The 16,426-nt window shown below is 69.4% G+C and carries 13 protein-coding genes and 1 riboswitch; of the genes, 4 read left to right on the forward strand and 9 right to left on the reverse strand.

Features of this window, described 5'->3' with window-relative positions; translation table 11 throughout:
• Nucleotides 1-97: 97 nt before the first annotated feature.
• From KQY30_RS09850 to KQY30_RS09885, 8 genes are all read right to left on the reverse strand, one after another.
• Nucleotides 98-1,213 carry an ABC transporter ATP-binding protein gene (locus tag KQY30_RS09850; RefSeq protein WP_217306496.1) on the reverse strand — a complete coding sequence of 372 codons (1,116 nt, stop codon included), beginning with the start codon at nt 1,211-1,213 and terminating at the stop codon, nt 98-100.
• Nucleotides 1,210-2,307, reverse strand: coding sequence for an ABC transporter ATP-binding protein (locus KQY30_RS09855; RefSeq protein WP_217306497.1), 1,098 nt, complete (start codon nt 2,305-2,307; stop codon nt 1,210-1,212). The genes KQY30_RS09850 and KQY30_RS09855 overlap by 4 nt, the downstream gene beginning before the upstream one ends.
• Nucleotides 2,304-3,314 (reverse strand): ABC transporter permease, encoded by a 1,011-nt coding sequence (locus tag KQY30_RS09860; RefSeq protein WP_217306498.1) that lies wholly within the window; start codon nt 3,312-3,314, stop codon nt 2,304-2,306. The genes KQY30_RS09855 and KQY30_RS09860 overlap by 4 nt, the downstream gene beginning before the upstream one ends.
• 147 nt (nt 3,315-3,461) lie before the next feature.
• On the reverse strand, nt 3,462-5,222 hold the full coding sequence (locus KQY30_RS09865; RefSeq protein WP_217306499.1) for an ABC transporter substrate-binding protein: 1,761 nt from the start codon (nt 5,220-5,222) through the stop codon (nt 3,462-3,464).
• Between the two features lie 45 nt (nt 5,223-5,267).
• Nucleotides 5,268-6,266 carry an ABC transporter permease gene (locus KQY30_RS09870; RefSeq protein ID WP_217306500.1) on the reverse strand — a complete coding sequence of 333 codons (999 nt, stop codon included), beginning with the start codon at nt 6,264-6,266 and terminating at the stop codon, nt 5,268-5,270.
• A gap of 443 nt (nt 6,267-6,709) precedes the next feature.
• A complete protein-coding gene (locus KQY30_RS09875; RefSeq protein ID WP_217306501.1) occupies nt 6,710-7,501 on the reverse strand; it encodes an enhanced serine sensitivity protein SseB C-terminal domain-containing protein in 792 nt (263 codons plus the stop codon).
• 288 nt (nt 7,502-7,789) lie between these two features.
• The gene (locus tag KQY30_RS09880) at nt 7,790-8,524 is read right to left on the reverse strand and encodes an enhanced serine sensitivity protein SseB (RefSeq protein WP_217306502.1); all 735 of its coding nucleotides are present in this window, start codon (nt 8,522-8,524) and stop codon (nt 7,790-7,792) included.
• Between the two features lie 77 nt (nt 8,525-8,601).
• Nucleotides 8,602-9,291, reverse strand: coding sequence for an AAA family ATPase (locus tag KQY30_RS09885; protein WP_217306503.1), 690 nt, complete (start codon nt 9,289-9,291; stop codon nt 8,602-8,604).
• Between the two features lie 174 nt (nt 9,292-9,465).
• A riboswitch (glycine riboswitch) is annotated at nt 9,466-9,563 on the forward strand.
• Nucleotides 9,564-9,710: 147 nt separating this feature from the next.
• On the opposite strand from KQY30_RS09885, the gene gcvT reads away from it, so the two are divergent.
• From gcvT to KQY30_RS09905, 4 genes are all read left to right on the forward strand, one after another.
• On the forward strand, nt 9,711-10,850 hold the full coding sequence (gene gcvT / locus KQY30_RS09890) for a glycine cleavage system aminomethyltransferase GcvT (protein ID WP_217306504.1): 1,140 nt from the start codon (nt 9,711-9,713) through the stop codon (nt 10,848-10,850).
• A 163-nt stretch (nt 10,851-11,013) separates the two neighbouring features.
• On the forward strand, nt 11,014-11,391 hold the full coding sequence (gcvH, locus tag KQY30_RS09895) for a glycine cleavage system protein GcvH (protein ID WP_217306505.1): 378 nt from the start codon (nt 11,014-11,016) through the stop codon (nt 11,389-11,391).
• A 33-nt stretch (nt 11,392-11,424) separates the two neighbouring features.
• Nucleotides 11,425-12,696: a serine hydroxymethyltransferase gene (glyA, locus tag KQY30_RS09900; protein ID WP_217306506.1), complete on the forward strand. Its 1,272-nt coding sequence runs from the start codon at nt 11,425-11,427 to the stop codon at nt 12,694-12,696.
• Between the two features lie 289 nt (nt 12,697-12,985).
• A complete protein-coding gene (locus tag KQY30_RS09905) occupies nt 12,986-14,368 on the forward strand; it encodes an L-serine ammonia-lyase (protein WP_217306507.1) in 1,383 nt (460 codons plus the stop codon).
• 87 nt (nt 14,369-14,455) lie between these two features.
• Here KQY30_RS09905 and KQY30_RS09910 read toward each other — a convergent pair whose 3' ends face one another.
• Nucleotides 14,456-16,402, reverse strand: coding sequence for a BTAD domain-containing putative transcriptional regulator (locus tag KQY30_RS09910; protein WP_217306508.1), 1,947 nt, complete (start codon nt 16,400-16,402; stop codon nt 14,456-14,458).
• Nucleotides 16,403-16,426: the final 24 nt, after the last annotated feature.

The following is a 16,426-nucleotide window of genomic DNA, read 5'->3' on the forward strand; positions in this document are numbered from 1 at the left end:
TTGTACTAAGCGGTAGCTTACAAAGGTCACGACAAAGCCGGCCCCTGGACCCGAAAGTCCAGGGGCCGGCCAGGAGTAGAGCGATCCCGGGCCCTACCTACTTCGTGGTCCCGGTCTCCGCGGCGCCGCCCGTCACCGCGGCCGTCTGCGCGCTCTGGTCGGGAGCGTTCTCCGGGTGGTGGCAGGCCGCCTGGTGCCCCGGCGCGAGCTGGATCAGCGGCGGCTCGGTCGTCCTGCACACCTCCGTCGCCTTCCAGCACCGGGTGTGGAAGCGGCAGCCGCTCGGCGGCTTGATCGGCGAGGGCACATCGCCCTTGAGCAGGATCCGGTCGCTCTTCCCGCCGCGCCTGCTCGGGTCCGGCACCGGCACCGCGGACAGCAGCGCCTTGGTGTACGGGTGCTTGGGCGACTCGTACAGCGAGGTACGGTCCGCCAGCTCGACGATCTTGCCGAGGTACATCACCGCGATGCGGTCCGACACATGGCGGATGACCGAGAGGTCGTGCGCGATGATCACATAGGTCAGGCCGAGCTCCTTCTGGAGGTCGTCCAGCAAGTTCACCACCTGCGCCTGGATCGACACGTCCAGCGCCGAGACCGGCTCGTCCGCCACGACCAGCTTCGGGTTGAGCGCGAGCGCGCGGGCGATCCCGATGCGCTGGCGCTGGCCGCCGGAGAACTCGTGCGGATAGCGGTTGTAGTGCTCGGGGCTCAGGCCCACCAGCTCCAGCAGCCGCTGGACCTCCTTCTTCACGCCGCCCTCGGGACGGATGCCCTGGAGCTTGAAGGGGGTGCCCACGATCCCGCCGATGGTGTGGCGCGGGTTCAGCGAACCGTACGGGTCCTGGAAGATCATCTGCACATCGCGGCGCATCGGGCGCATGGCCCCGGCCGAGAGGTGCGTGATGTCCCGGCCCTCGAACTCGACCTTTCCGCCGGTCGGTTCGAGCAGCCTGGTGATCAGCCGGCCCATCGTCGACTTGCCGCAGCCGGACTCGCCGACCACGCCCAGGGTCTCCCCGGGACGTACGTCGAAGGACAGTCCGTCGACCGCCTGGACCGCGCCCACCTTGCGCTTGAGTACACCCTTGGTGATGGGGAAGTGCTTGACCAGGCCGGTGACCTTGAGAAGCGGCTCGGGCGCCGACGCGTCCGTACCACCCGGTCCCTGACCCGCCCCCTGCTCGGGAATCTCTTTGCTCAGATCAGTCACAGCTTCGGCGCAATCTCTTCGGTCCAGATCCGTTCCCGCTCCGCCGGCGTCATATGGCAGGCGGAGAAGTGCCCGTCGGTGATCTGCCGCAGCTCGGGACGCTCGGTGCGGGTGATGTTGCCCTTGGGGATGTCGGCGTACGGGCAGCGCGGATGGAAGGCGCAGCCGGACGGGACGTTGATCAGGCTGGGCGGGGTCCCCTTGACCGGCACCAGCCGGTCGGTCTGCTCGCGGTCGATCCGCGGCATCGAGCCCAGCAGCCCCCAGGTGTACGGGTGCTGCGGCCCGTAGAAGACCTTCTCGGCGGAGCCGCGCTCGATACACCGCCCCGCGTACATCACCAGCAGATCGTCCGCGATCTCGGCGACGACGCCGAGGTCGTGGGTGATGATGACGACCGCCGAGTGGAACTCCTTCTGGAGGTCCCGGATCAGGTCGAGGATCTGCGCCTGGACGGTCACGTCCAGGGCGGTCGTCGGCTCGTCGGCGATCAGCAACTGGGGGTTGTTGACCAGGGCCATCGCGATCATCGCGCGCTGGCGCATACCGCCGGAGAACTGGTGCGGGTAGTCGTCGTAGCGCCTGGCCGGCTCGGGGATCCCGACCCGGTCGAGCATCTCGACGGCCCGCTTCTTCGCGGTCTTCTTGTCGACGGCGTTGTGGACGCGGTAGGCCTCCACGATCTGCGCGCCGATGCTGTAGTACGGGTGCAGCGCGGACAGCGGGTCCTGGAAGATCATCGCCATCTTCTGGCCGCGCAGCTCGCGCACCCGATCGGTGCCCGCGCCGATCAGCTCCTCGCCGTCCAGCCAGATCTCACCGGAGATACGGGCCCGCTCGGAGCTGTGCAGGCCCATGATGCCCAGCGAGGTGACGGACTTGCCCGAGCCGGACTCGCCGACGATACCGAGGGTCTGGCCGGCCTTCAGGTCGAAGCTGACGCCGTCGACGGACTTCACCAGGCCGTCGTCGGTGTCGAAGTGGATCCGCAGGTCCCGTACGGACAGGAACTGCTCGGCGGCGCCCTCGGACCCGGCGCCCGCGCTCGTACCCGTGCTGGCCTTCTCGGCGTCCGGCTTCTGTACGTCGCTCATGAGAGCCTCACCCGGGGGTCGATCGCGGCGTACACGAGGTCCACCAGCAAGTTGCAGACAACGATGAAGAAGGCGGCGACCAGCGTCACCCCCATCACCTTGGGCAGGTCGCTCTGGGTCACGCCCTGGATGGCGAAGGCGCCCATGCCCTGGAAGGAGAAGACCCGCTCGGTGATGACCGCGCCGCCGAGCAGCAGCGCGAAGTCCATGCCGAAGATGGTGACGAGCGGGGTCAGCGCGGCGCGCAGGCCGTGCTTGACGACCACCTTGCGCTCCCGGAGCCCCTTGGCCCGCGCGGTTCTGATGTAGTCCTCACCCATCGTCTCCAGCATTCCGGCTCGGGTGAGCCGTGCGTAGAGCGCGGAGTAGAGGAAGGCGAGCGTGCACCAGGGAAGAATCAGATTCCAGGCCCACTCGCCCGGATTCTCGGTGAACGGTACGAATTCGAGGTTGTCCCAGATCGTCCAGTGGAAGCTGAACAGGGCCAGCGAGACCAGTCCCGTGAAGAACATCGGCAGTGAGACACCGGCCAGGGCGACGCCCATGGCGAGCCGGTCGAAGATCGATCCCCGCTTGAGCGCGGAGAGCACGCCGATCGCGACACCGGAGAGGACCCAGATGACCGCCGCGCCGACGGCCAGCGACAGGGTCACCGGTATGCGCTGGACGATCTCGGGCCAGATCTCGATGTGTGTCTTGAACGAGTAGCCGAAGCACGGCACATGGCAGACCGAGGGGTTGGGGCCGAAGTTGTACTCGGCGCCGACCACGATGCCCTTGATGAAGTGCCAGAACTGGAGATAGAGGGGGTCGTCGAGCCCCAGGTTCTTCTTGACGGCGGCGATGGCGTCCGGGGTAGGACTCTTGCCGATGTACTGGGCGGCCAGCGAGTCGGTCGTCTGGCCGCCGAGCCGGGGCACCAGGAAGAAGATCGCGAACGTGACTGCGCTGACCACCAGCAGCAGCAACACCGCGGCGAAGACGCGTCGGATGATGTACGCAGCCACAGCCGTTTGGTGCCGGGCCGTCCTGACGGGGTACGCCAGGACGGCCCGGCACCTTCACCTGCCTTTCGGGGGGTGCTGTTTTGATGTACAGGTGTTACGTGTTACGCGTTGCGCGGGGTCACCGGGAATTCCCGGTGACCCCGGGTGTCACTTGGTCGAGCTCATCAGCACGTAGTCGTACATGCCGAGGTAGGCCTCGGTGACCGTGACGTTGGCCGCGGAGTCGGGCCGGTAGAGCAGGTTCTTCTTGTAGAACAGCGGGACGACCGAGGCGTTCTGCATGACCATCTCGTCCACGTTGCCCCAGGCGGCCGTACGGGCGGCCGGGTCAACCGTGCCGATACCGTCCGTGAGCGCCTTGTTGATCTTCGGGTCGTTCAGCTCCATCAGGTTCGTGCCACCGGAGGGCTTGATGGCCGAACCGTTGACGATCTGGTCGAGGAAGCCGAAGCCGGTCGGCCAGTCGGCACCCCAGGCCATCATCATGAGACCCGCGTTGTTCTTGTGGACCCAGTCCGGCACACCGGCGAAGTCCGTGAAGTACTTGTCGGCCGGGAAGGTCTTGATCTCGGCGGTGATGCCGATCTTCTTCAGACTCTCCTGGATCTGGGTGGCGACGGTGACCTCGTCGGGACGGTCCGAGCGGGCCGTCAGCGTGGTCGTGAAGCCGCCCGGCTTGCCACACGCGGTCAGCGCCGCCTTGGCCTTGGCCTCGTCGCCCTTGTTGCCCGGCGTCGGGTACAGGTCGAACTTCTTGTAACCGCTCACCGACGGCGGGATCACCGTGCTGGCCGGGTCGCCCTTGACCGCGCCACCGATGGAGTTGACCGCGCCGGCCTTGTCCACCGCGTACTGCACGGCCTTGCGGCACTCGATGTTGTCGAACGGCTTCACGTTGACGTTGATCGCCATGTACGCGAGCGCGCCCGCGTACGGGTTGTCCGTCTTGGCCTTCTCATCGGCCTTGACGAGCACCTTCGGCTGGGTCTTGGCCTGGAGGCCGGTGCCCGCGGCGTCGGCGGTGATCGTGTCGCTGAGCAGGTGCTCGTCGACCGTCGTCGCGTTGACGTTGAGCTTCAGCTCGATCTTGTCCGGCAGCGCCTTGCGGATCGGGTCGCTCGCCTGGTCCCACTCGGGGTTGCGGGACAGCGTCGCGCCGCTGCTCTCGCTGTACGAGTCGAACTTGTACGGGCCGGAGGACACGATGCTCTGGACGTACTCGGCACCCTTGTCGGCCTTCTGCGGGACCGGGGCGGTCTGCGAGAAGGCGGCCAGGTAGTCCATGTCCGCGAACGGCTTGTTGAGCTTGAAGGTGATCGTGTACGGGTCGGGGGTCTCGATGGACTTCAGACCCTCGGGGGACTTGTCCTTGTACGGGCCCTTGTACTTCTCGCCGCCCTCAAGATAGGCCTTGAAGTAGGTGGGGCCGTTGGACAGGGCCTCGGGCGCGAAGTTGCTGCGCTCGATCGCGTACTTGACGTCCTTCGAGGTGATCTCGGTGCCGTCCTGGAACTTCACGCCCTTGCGGAGCGTGTACGTCCAGGTCTTGGCGTCCGGGCTCGCCTTGCCGAGCGAGGTCGCGAGGTCGGGGACGACCTCGAGGCCTTCCTTGCCCGCGGCCGGCTTGAAGGTGACCAGGGAACGGGCGTACAGGCGCGAGAAGTTCTGCACCCAGCCGTAGTAGGTGTTGCCCGGGTCCAGGGAGTCGGGGCCGCTGGAGTGCTCGTAGACGACCGTTCCCCCCTTCTTGTCGGACGCGTTGACGATGCTCGACAGTCCGGCATCGGCCTTGGCGCTACCGCCCCCCTTGCTGCCGTCACTGTCCTTGTCGGAGCTGCCACAGGCGCTCGCACCGAGCGCCATGGCCAGCGTCACGGCGATGGCCGCTGCCGTCTTTCTGCTGTTCATCCTGAGGAAAGCCCCCTCGATTGACGATGTGCGGCAGGGCCGCTCTTACTTGCCACGGGGGTCGAGTGCGTCACGCAGCCCGTCCCCCAGGAGATTGAAGGCCAGCACGGTGATGAAGATCGCCATGCCGGGGATGATCATGAACATCGGGTCGACCTGGTAGAGATCGACCGCGGTGGACAGCATGCCGCCCCACGACGACTGCGGCGGAGCGATACCGACACCCAGGAAGCTCAGCGAAGCCTCGAAGAGGATGTTGGTGGGGATCAGCAGGGTGGAGTACACGAGGATCGGCGCGACCAGGTTCGGCAGCAGCTCGCGGAACAGGATGAACGGTCCGCGCGCGCCCAGTGACCTGGCCGCCTCCACGAACTCCCGCTCACGCAGGCTGAGGGTCTGCGCACGCACGATCCGGCCGATGTACGGCCAGCTGAAGAACCCGATCACGAAGATCAGTACGGCGATACGGAGCGGCAGCCCCGACAGGCCGAAGGCGTTGCCCTGGAGCGACGCCGAGATGGAGATCGCGAAAAGCAGTAGCGGGAACGCGAGGAACGTGTCCATCATGCGGCTGATGGCACTGTCCACCCAGCCGCCGTAGAACCCCGCCACCACGCCCATCACGACGCCGATGACGACCGAGAGCAGTGTGGACCCGGCCGCGACGACCAGGGAGACCCATGAGCCCTCGATGATACGGGCCAGGATGTCGCGCCCGGTCTGGGGTTCGACACCCAGCGGGTGATCCCAGCTCATTCCCCCGAAGCCGCCCTTGGGCGCCAGCAGGGTCGGATCCACCAGGTCCTGGTTGAAGGCGTTGGGGTCGAGCCCGAACACGGCCTGGATCGGCTTGGACAGTACGGCGACAAGAACCAGCAGGATCACGACGATGCCGCCCGCTACGGCGACCTTGTCCCGCTTGAAACGCGTCCACGCGATCCGGCCGAGCGAACGGCCCTCGATCTGCTTGCCCCCGGCGCCCTCCAGGACCGCTTCCGGCTGCGCTGTCGCCGCCGACCCGGTGGTCTCGATAGGTGCCGTCATTGCGCTGGAGACCCCTCTCGGCCGACGGTGGCCGGCCCATGACCGCCGCTGTAGCGGCACTTTCACATCACATGTCGCATGTGGACCCTCTAGCCCCCCCTGTGGCGGAAACCGCTGTCTGTCAGCGCGTCGCACACCAGGCCGGGACCACCTGCTGCACGGAGTCTTCAGTCATTTCGCGATCACCCGCCAGCCCTCCCGGGGAATGTTTGCTCAAACGTGATGCGGGTAGAGGGTTTCCGTTATCCGGACGCCCCGACCGTCTCAGCGGACCAACTCGGCCACTATTCCCCCAGATCGGGCATACCGCGCGACTCATTGCACACTGGGCGGAATCGGATCATCCACATCGCCGCCGCAGGCGTTCGGCACCGTACGCGCATGCCTCGGACATGGCCAGGGGCGCCCCTCAGGGCGCCCCTCGGTACGGCTCAGTGCGTGGTTCAGTACGCCCGGGAGGCCGGCGGCGGATAGCCGTACCCCGTCGCGGGTGCCGCGGCCGCCGCGCCGTGCGCCTCACGGGCGTAGAACGGGCGGGAGTTGGCGCGCAGCCACATCGTCACCGGGTCGTACTCGTCGGACATCGCAACCGTCGAGACCGGCAGCCCGTCCGGGACCGCGCTGATCGACTGCCGCATCATCGTCCGTACGGAATCCACCGACGCCGGACTCGTGTCGTACAGGTCGAGTCCGATGGTGAGATACGGGACGCCGAGCGCCGGCTGCACCCAGGCGCGGCGCAGCGAGCGGACCGCGGGGGTGCGATGGGCGTTCTGGGTCAGCAGGGCGTAGAACTGCGGAAGCTCGATGGCCGGTTCCGACAGGCGCAGCGGGCCCGCGGGCATCCGGTCGAGGCCGGTGGCGATCCGCCGCAGATCGAGCCAGGGGATCCCGACACCGCCGCCCGGGGCATGCGGATTCAGCCAGATCCCCCAGCGGTCGGGGTAGAGGGCGCGGGCGATGTCGCGGCCGGTGACCAGTTCGTGCGCCCGGGTCCAGCCGCTGACGGCCAGCTCCTGCGCGGAGGTGACACAGGGCGCGTACCCCAGGCCCTCGATCTCCATGTTTCCGTACTGGGCGTCGGGCGAGCCCGCACTGCCGTGCCAGAGCAGCATCCACACGCTGTCGTCGGCGAGGGCCTGGAGCAGCGCCTCGTACGCGTCGTAGCGCCCTGGCGTCACCTGGCGCAGCATGTGCTCGACCTGCCCGGCCGCCGCGGTGCCTGACGCGCTCACTCTGGGTCCCGCCCCTCTTCGATCCACCATTCGGCCAGCTCCCCCCGAAGCTCCCCGGCCCCGTCCCGCGGGGCCGCTCCGGGCACCCGGTACGAAGGCTGAGTCATCAAACCAGCTTAGGCCCTGCCTTTCGGGCCCTGCCGGGCTCGCCCGGCCCAACAGGCAGGTCCTGGGCGGCCGCTCCGACACCGGCATCCGGTGTGCCGGGCCGCGTACGGCGAGCCGCTCTCCCCCGCTGTCGTACCCGCGAAGGCCGGGCCTATCCGCGGCGGCCCGGCGTACCCGTGGCTACGCCCTTTGGTAGAAGGGCCGTACCTTCGCGAGTAGATAGTCACCGACCGGGTCCTGGGCCACATCCAGCAGGATGAGGTTGACCGGCCAGCCCACCGCCACGCGCCCCAGCGCGCGCCCGAGCGCGTCCAGGGGCGCGTTCCGGTCGGCCGCATCCCAGGACGAGAGCTGTACGCCGATGAAGAGCGCCGGCGAATCCCCCTCGACGCTGGCGAGCGCGCGGCGGGCCGAGAGCACCACCCCTGATGTCTCGAACTCGCTCCCCGCGGCGGCCAGGAAGTCGACCGGGTCCTCCTGCCAGTCCGGCTCGAAGAGCCTGACCCGGCCGCCGGTGGCCGGCCCGTCCAGCGGGCTGCGCCCCGACCGGCACAGCTCGGCGACGGCGGGCGGCGGCAACGGCATCCCGACCATGCCGCCGGGATTGACCGCTATACCGAGCTGCGGGGGCAGACCCCGGGCGAACTCGCGCGCGGGTGCGATCGTGAAGGGCATATGGGCGCCGACGCACTGGACGAACTGCCCCTGGGAGCTGAAGACCGGAACGTACGGAGCGCCCTCGATCTCCAGGGTCGGCAGATCGAGGGCGGGGCTGTCCGGACCGCCGCCGTTGGGCAGCGGCACCCACACCTCGCTGCGCCCGAGCACCTCCACCAGCCGGCCGCCCGCTCCCTGGCTGCCGAGCGAGGCGGCGAGCACCTCTTCCAGCTCATTGCCCGGCCATGCTGTGTTCACTGTCACTTCCTCCGTGCTCGTACCTGCGGCAGCACCCTAATGCCGCAGGCGGCGGCGCGTCCCCGTCCGTCCACGGATCAGCGACCGGCCTCCCGCCCCGGCTTCTCCAGAAAGGCGATCCGGTCGAGGGCACCGGCCGCGGTCCGGTCCAGGAGCACCGCCGTGGCACAGCCCCGGGGCAGCCGGCCCGACTCGGCGGCGGCCAGCAGCCGCCGTACTGCCCGGCGGTGACGGGCGAACGCGTAGCCCGAGACGCCCCGGCCGCGCTCCCGCTGCCCCTCGCGCGCCACCTCCGGCGGTACGTCCAGCAGTACGAGATGGAGCCGGCGGCCACGTCTGCGGGCCTCGCGGGCGAGCCAGCGGCGTACCCATCTCTGCGTACCGCAGTCGTGCACGACGACGCTCTCGCCGGAGCCGAGCGCACGCCACAGCCCCGCGTAATGCGCCATCCGGACGAGCGGGCGGTAGACGGCATAGGGGAGCGCGGCCGGCAGCCGGCGCTCCCAGCGGTCCCTGGCGTCCTGGGAGTCGATCCCGCCGGCCTCGGCGGCCCGCCGGATCAAGGTCGACTTGCCACTGCCGGGCAGTCCCGAGACCACCACCAGATCGCCCGCGCCGAAGGCCAGGGCGCCGGGCAGCCGGCCACCGCGCCCCCGCAGGTCCCGTACCACCGCGACGGGCCGCGCGACCGCGTCCCGGTCGGACACCCCCTGCTGCGCCGGCACCCCCGCGGTCGTCGCATACGCTCCGGACCCCTGCGACATCATCGCCGTCCCCCCTGTCGATCAGTCGGCGTCAGCTCAGCTAGGGCCTGCCCACAAAGTGTAAAGAAATGGTAATGCGCCACAAGCTTTTCACGCCGGACGGCGCAATGCGGTCCTGCCGCCCCGGTCCACCCGGATGCGTGCGATGATGTGCCCGCCAACTGCATACCGGCCGTTTGAATCCGCGCGGGAGAGTCCCGGTCACTCAGTGCGCCGGGCGCCGAAGGAGCAAGTTCCTCCCTTGAATCTCTCAGGCCCCGTACCGCGTGGATGAGGCAGATCTGAAAAGCGGGCCGCAGCTCTGCGGCTCCACCCAAGGTGCAAGTCATGACCCCTGGTACGGGTGGTCGTGGTGAACCTCTCAGGTTCCGATGACAGATGGGGAGGACCGTCCTCGCCGTCATGCCCTGGGAGCCATCGCGATGAACCACGCCCCCCCGAGCAGCACCCCCCGTAAGACCGCCCTCGACGCGGTGCACCGCGCCCTCGGCGCGACCATGACCGACTTCGCGGGCTGGGACATGCCGCTGCGGTACGGCAGCGAGCGCGACGAGCACACCGCCGTACGGACCAGGGCCGGGCTCTTCGACCTCTCCCACATGGGCGAGATCACCGTCTCCGGCCCCGCGGCCGGCGCGCTGCTCGACTACGCGCTGGTCGGCAACATCGGCTCCGTCGCCGTGGGCCGCGCCCGCTACACCATGATCTGCCAGGAGGACGGCGGCATCCTGGACGACCTGATCGTGTACCGCCTCGGTGAGGACACGTACATGGTCGTCGCCAACGCCTCCAACGCGCAGACGGTACTCGACGCGCTGACCGCGCGCGCCGCCGGATTCGACGCCGAGGTCCGCGACGACCGCGACGCGTACGCCCTGCTGGCGATCCAGGGTCCGCAGTCCCCGGGCATCCTCGGCAAGCTCACCGACGCCGACCTCAACGGCCTCAAGTACTACGCCGGTCTGCCGGGCACGGTGGCCGGGGTCCCGGCGCTGATCGCCCGTACGGGCTACACCGGCGAGGACGGTTTCGAGCTGTTCGTCGAGCCCCGGTACGCCGAGGGCCTGTGGCGGTCGCTGACCGAGGCGGGCGAGGGAGCGGGCCTGGTGCCCTGCGGTCTCTCCTGCCGCGACACGCTCCGGCTGGAGGCCGGGATGCCGCTGTACGGGAACGAGCTGAGCACCGCCCTCACCCCCTTCGACGCGGGTCTCGGCCGGGTCGTGAAGTTCGACAAGACCTCGAACGGCGGCGCCTTCGTCGGCCGCGAGGTCCTGGAGGCGGCGGCCGAGCGCGCCGCGGGCGCCCCGCCCCGCAAGCTCGTCGGCCTGATCGCCGAGGGCCGCCGGGTCCCCCGGGCCGGCTACCGGGTCGTCGCCGACGGGACCCCCGTCGGCGAGGTCACCTCGGGAGCGCCCTCCCCCACCCTGGGCAGGCCGGTCGCCATGGCGTACGTCGACGCCTCGCATGCGGCGCCCGGCACGCCCGGTGTCACGGTCGACATCCGCGGCTCGCAGGAGCCGTACGAAGTCGTGGCGCTGCCCTTCTACAAACGCCAGAAGTGATACGGACATCATCAGCGCCACCCCCGTTCCGCCTTCGTTCCACAGGGATGCCGTCCCGGTGCCATTCGGTTCCGGCTCCGGCCGGCTTCTCGTATCTCGCTCCGTCTCGCTCCGTAAGACAGCCGTTCCGCACCACTCCCCCGCGTACAGGAGAATTCAGGTCATGAGCAACCCCCAGCAGCTCCGTTACACCAAGGAGCACGAGTGGCTGTCGATCCCCGAGGACGGTGTGGCGACAGTCGGGATCACCGAGTTCGCCGCGAACGCTCTCGGCGATGTGGTGTTCGCCCAGCTCCCGGAGGTCGGTGAGACGGTGACCGCGGGCGAGTCCTGCGGCGAACTGGAGTCGACCAAGTCGGTCAGCGATCTGTACGCCCCGGTGACCGGCGAGGTCGTCGAGACGAACCAGGACGTGGTGGACGACCCCTCGCTGGTGAACTCGGCTCCGTACGAAGGCGGCTGGCTGTTCAAGGTACGTGTCGCCGAGGAGCCGGACGAGCTGCTCACCGCCGACGAGTACCAAGACTTTTCCGGCAACTGACGCGTTCCGGCCACCGAGACCCCAGGGACTGTGATGTCTTCGAAGTCGCTTCTGAACTCCTCGCTCCATGAGCTCGACCCGGACGTCGCCGCCGCCGTCGACGCCGAACTCCACCGTCAGCAGTCCACGCTCGAAATGATCGCCTCGGAGAACTTCGCTCCCGTGGCGGTCATGGAGGCGCAGGGCACGGTGCTGACCAACAAGTACGCCGAGGGCTACCCCGGGCGCCGCTACTACGGCGGCTGTGAGCATGTCGATGTGATCGAGCAGATCGCCATCGACCGGGTGAAGGCGCTGTTCGGCGCGGAGCACGCGAACGTACAGCCGCACTCGGGGGCCCAGGCGAACGCGGCGGCGATGTTCGCGCTGCTCTCCCCCGGCGACACGATCATGGGCCTGAACCTCGCGCACGGCGGGCATCTCACCCATGGCATGAAGATCAACTTCTCCGGCAAGCTCTACAACGTCGTCGCCTACCACGTCGACGACGAGACCGGCCGGATCGACATGGCCGAGGTCGAGCGGCTCGCCAAGGAGTCCCGTCCCAAGCTGATCGTGGCCGGCTGGTCCGCGTACCCCCGCCAGCTCGACTTCGCGGGCTTCCGCCGGATCGCGGACGAGGTCGGCGCGTATCTGATGGTCGACATGGCGCACTTCGCGGGGCTGGTCGCGGCGGGGCTGCACCCCAACCCGGTGCCGCATGCCCATGTCGTGACCACGACCACCCACAAGACCCTGGGCGGCCCGCGCGGCGGTGTGATCCTCAGTACGAAGGAACTGGCGAAGAAGATCAACTCCGCGGTCTTCCCCGGTCAGCAGGGCGGTCCGCTGGAGCATGTCATCGCGGCCAAGGCGGTCGCCTTCAAGGTCGCGGCGACGGAGGAGTTCAAGGAGCGCCAGCAGCGCACCCTGGACGGCGCCGGGATCCTCGCGGAGCGGCTGGCGCAGCCGGATGTGGCCGAGGCGGGCGTGTCCGTACTGTCCGGTGGTACGGATGTCCATCTCGTCCTGGTCGATCTGCGTGACTCGGAGCTGGACGGGCAGCAGGCGGAGGACCGGCTGCACGAGATCGGCATCACGGTCAACCGCAATGCCGTCCCGAACGATCCGCGCCCGCCGATGGTCACCTCGGGTCTGCGGATCGGCACCCCGGCGCTCGCCACCCGCGGCTTCACCGCCGAGGACTTCACCGAGGTCGCGGAGATCATCGCGGCGGCGCTGAAGCCGTCGTTCGACCGGGCGGAGCTGGCGGGGCGGGTCTCCGCGCTGGCAGTGAAGCACCCGCTGTACCCGGGCCTGAAGTAACCGCGTAAAGCCGCTCGGCCCCGGCTCGTACGACTGCCGCACCGCTGCACCGCACTACCGCCTTACCGCTACACCGCTGTACCCGGATCCGACGTCACCCGTACGGCCCGGGTTCACGGGGCACCGCGCACACTGAACCGTGCCGCGCGGTGCCCCGGACCGTATGGACCGTATGGACATGACCGTAAGTGCCCGTCTGTACGCATCGGTCCCCCGTCGGCACGTACCCGTCGGCTCCGCCCCACCCCGGCGGACAGCGGCGTCCACCAGCCAGCAAGGAGTCACCACCGTGGCCATCTCGGTCTTCGACCTGTTCTCGATCGGTATCGGCCCGTCCAGCTCCCATACGGTCGGCCCGATGCGCGCGGCCCGGATGTTCGCCCGCCGCCTCAAGAACGAGGGCCTGCTGGCCCACACCGCCACGGTCCGTGCCGAGTTGTACGGTTCGCTCGGCGCGACCGGCCACGGCCACGGCACCCCCAAGGCCGTCCTGCTCGGCCTGGAGGGCAACTCGCCCCGCACGGTCGACGTGGAGCACGCGGACGAAGAGGCGGAACGTATCCGCAGCAGTGGCAGGCTGAGTGTGCTCGGTATGCACGAGATCGCCTTCGACGCCGGTACGGATCTGATCCTGCACCGCCGCGAGACCCTGCCGTACCACGCCAACGGCATGACCCTCTTCGCGTACGACGGCGACGGTGGCCTTCTGCTGGAGAAGACCTACTACTCGGTGGGCGGCGGCTTCGTGGTGGACGAGGACGCCGTCGGCGAGGACCGGATCAAGCTGGACGACACCGTCCTCCGCTATCCGTTCCGCACCGGGGACGAACTGCTGCGGCTCTCCCGTGAGACCGGTCTGTCGATCTCCGCGCTGATGCTGGAGAACGAGAAGGCCTGGCGCACCGAGGACGAGATCCGGACCGGGCTGCTGGAGATCTGGCGGGTGATGCAGGCGTGCGTCTCACGCGGGATGGCACGCGAGGGGCTGCTGCCCGGCGGTCTGAAGGTCCGCCGCCGCGCCGCGCACTCCGCGCGCCAGCTCCGCGCCGAGGGCGATCCGCAGGCGCACGCCATGGAGTGGATCACCCTCTACGCGATGGCCGTGAACGAGGAGAACGCCGCGGGCGGCCGGGTCGTCACCGCGCCCACCAATGGCGCGGCGGGCATCATCCCGGCGGTCCTGCACTACTACATGAACTTCGCGGCGGGCGGCGCCACCGCACAGGAGAAGGACGACAACGTGGTCCGCTTCCTGCTGGCCGCCGGCGCCATCGGCATGCTCTTCAAGGAGAACGCCTCCATCTCCGGCGCCGAGGTCGGCTGCCAGGGCGAGGTCGGCTCCGCCTGCTCCATGGCCGCGGGCGCCCTCGCCGAGGTCCTCGGCGGCAGCGCCGAACAGGTCGAGAACGCCGCCGAGATCGGCATGGAACACAACCTGGGCCTCACCTGCGACCCGGTCGGCGGCCTGGTCCAGATCCCCTGCATCGAACGCAACGGCATGGCCGCGGTCAAGGCGGTCACCGCCGCCAAAATGGCCCTGCGCGGCGACGGCACCCACAAGGTCTCCCTGGACAAGGTCATCAAGACCATGAAGGAGACGGGCGCGGACATGTCGGTCAAGTACAAGGAGACGGCCCGCGGCGGGCTCGCGGTGAACATCATCGAGTGCTGAGAAAGCGCACTCCGACGGGTTGTCAGATGCGTTCGCCTACCGCGTTCGCCGACTGGATTCGTCGGCGTCGTGAGCGGAAATGGGGGGTCACCGGGTCGGCGGGTGGTCCGGGGCTCCGGCTCCCATCGAGTGCGACAGCAGCAACAGCGCCGCCCGTGTCCCGGCGTCCGTGGCGTCCGTCTCCGGAGCGTTCGTCTTGCGCGTGTTCATGGTGACCAGCCTGCCGATCGCGGCCCGGCACGCCGGGACGCCGTCCTCCTCCACGGCCCGGCGCCTGGCGAACGACTTGACGTGCTCGTGGTACGTGTAGCGGCCCGGCCTGTCCGTCTCGATGAGGTGGACGTCGACGAGCGACTCCAGCAGCCGTTCCGTGCGCGCGAGGGGAAGCTGGAGGATCTCCGCCGCGGCCCGCAGCACGATCCCGGTGCCCTCGAACAGCGCCACCAGCCGGAAGGCGCGCGCTTGGGCGGCGTCCAGTCGCCGGTAGCCGGGCATGAGCGGCGCGTCGTGCGCGCGGCAGTCCGGGTGCCGGGCGGTGAGGGTGAGCTGGTTCGCCTCCGCGTTGAGCTGACGTTCGACCGCCGCCATGGTCCACCCGGGACGGGCCGCCACCCGCAGCCCGGCCAGCCGGATCGACAGCGGGATGCCGGAGCACGCGGCGACAAGCCGCCGGGCGGCCGCCGGTTCCGCCCGTACCCGGTCGGGGCCCGCGACGCGCGACAGCAGGTCCAGCGCCTCCTCCGGATCGAGAACGTCCGCCTTGCACCAGTGGACACCCGGCAGCTCGGGCATGCGCGACCGGCTGGTGACCAGGACGGCGGACCCGGGTGTGCCCGGGAACAGATCGCGGATCTGATCGCTGTCACGCGCGTCGTCCAGGACGACCAGCACACGCCGCCCGGCGAGGGTGGTCCGCCACAGGGCGGCCCGCTCACCGGCCGCATCGGGTATCGCGCGGTCGCCGAATCCGTAGGAGCGCAGGAACGCGGCAAGCACGGCAGACGGGTCGGCGGGCCGGTCGCCGGCCGCCCCGAGGTCCGCGTACACCTGACCGTCGGGGAAGGCCGGCCGTACGGCGTGGGCGGCGCGCAGCGCCAGCGCGGTCTTGCCGACTCCGGCCAGGCCGACGAGGCCGACGACGGGCATGCCGTCCGGCACCGTCAGCCTGCCGGTGACCTCCTTCAGCAGCCGCCCCCTGCCCGTGAAGTCGGGTGAAAAGGGCGGCAGTTGGGCGGGGATCAGCCGGGGCGCCGGGGCGCTTCCGTACCGCGGCACGCGCGGGGACGGCTCCAGCAGGGCGGGATCGGCGCTGAGGATGCGCTGATGGATCCGGCGCAGGGCCGGGCCCGGATCCACCCCGATCTCCTCGGCCAGCAGCTCACGGCCCTGCTGGAAGCTGGCCAGCGCGTCGGCCTGCCGGCCCGACCGGTACAGGGCGAGCATGTGCAGCTCGCGCAGCCGCTCACGCATCGGCTGCTCGGCGACCTGCGCGGAGAGCTCCGCGATCAGCTCGACGTGTCTGCCCAGCTCCAGTTCCACCGCGAACCGGCTTTCGACGGCGGTCAGTCTCATCTGGGTCAGCAGAGTGCGCCGGGCATCCGCGGTCACCCCATGGGCGCCTGCCAGCGGAGCGCCTCTCCACAGCGCCAGGGCGTCGCGGAACAGCGTCGCGGCGAGGGCCGGTTCATGGTCGCGGTGCGCCGTCTGGGCCCGCTCGATCCGTTCCCGGAACAGCATCAGGTCCAGCGTGCCCGGCGGCGTCCGCAGTGCGTACCCGCCTCCCGTCGAGTCGATGACGTCCGCGCCGATGACGCGCCGCAGCCTGGAGACGTAGGAACGCAGCGTGCCGACCGCCGTACGCGGCGCGTCCGCCTCGCCCCAGATCGTGTCGACGAGTTCGTCCAGCGCCACCGGCCCTCCCTCACGGAGCAGCAGGGTCGTGAGCGTCGCACGCTGCTGCGGTGAGCCCAGTTGTAACTCCACGTCGTCACGCCACGCCCGGGTCGGGCCCAGCACCGCGAATCGGAATCCCATACGTCCCAGTCACTTTCCTCGGCG

The sequence above is a fragment of the Streptomyces sp. GMY02 genome (genome assembly GCF_019056675.1).
In the GTDB taxonomy this organism is placed as follows: domain Bacteria; phylum Actinomycetota; class Actinomycetes; order Streptomycetales; family Streptomycetaceae; genus Streptomyces; species Streptomyces odonnellii.

Bases quoted from the DNA above. Each gene is read 5' to 3' on its own strand.
- KQY30_RS09855 (WP_217306497.1), bottom strand. From the start codon at position 2,307: ATGAGCGACGTACAGAAGCCGGACGCCGAGAAGGCCAGCACGGGTACG.
- KQY30_RS09865 (WP_217306499.1), bottom strand. From the start codon at position 5,222: ATGAACAGCAGAAAGACGGCAGCGGCCATCGCCGTGACGCTGGCCATG.
- KQY30_RS09870 (WP_217306500.1), bottom strand. From the start codon at position 6,266: ATGACGGCACCTATCGAGACCACCGGGTCGGCGGCGACAGCGCAGCCG.
- KQY30_RS09885 (WP_217306503.1), bottom strand. From the start codon at position 9,291: ATGATGTCGCAGGGGTCCGGAGCGTATGCGACGACCGCGGGGGTGCCG.
- gcvT (WP_217306504.1), top strand. From the start codon at position 9,711: ATGAACCACGCCCCCCCGAGCAGCACCCCCCGTAAGACCGCCCTCGAC.
- gcvH (WP_217306505.1), top strand. From the start codon at position 11,014: ATGAGCAACCCCCAGCAGCTCCGTTACACCAAGGAGCACGAGTGGCTG.
- glyA (WP_217306506.1), top strand. From the start codon at position 11,425: ATGTCTTCGAAGTCGCTTCTGAACTCCTCGCTCCATGAGCTCGACCCG.
- KQY30_RS09910 (WP_217306508.1), bottom strand. From the start codon at position 16,402: ATGGGATTCCGATTCGCGGTGCTGGGCCCGACCCGGGCGTGGCGTGAC.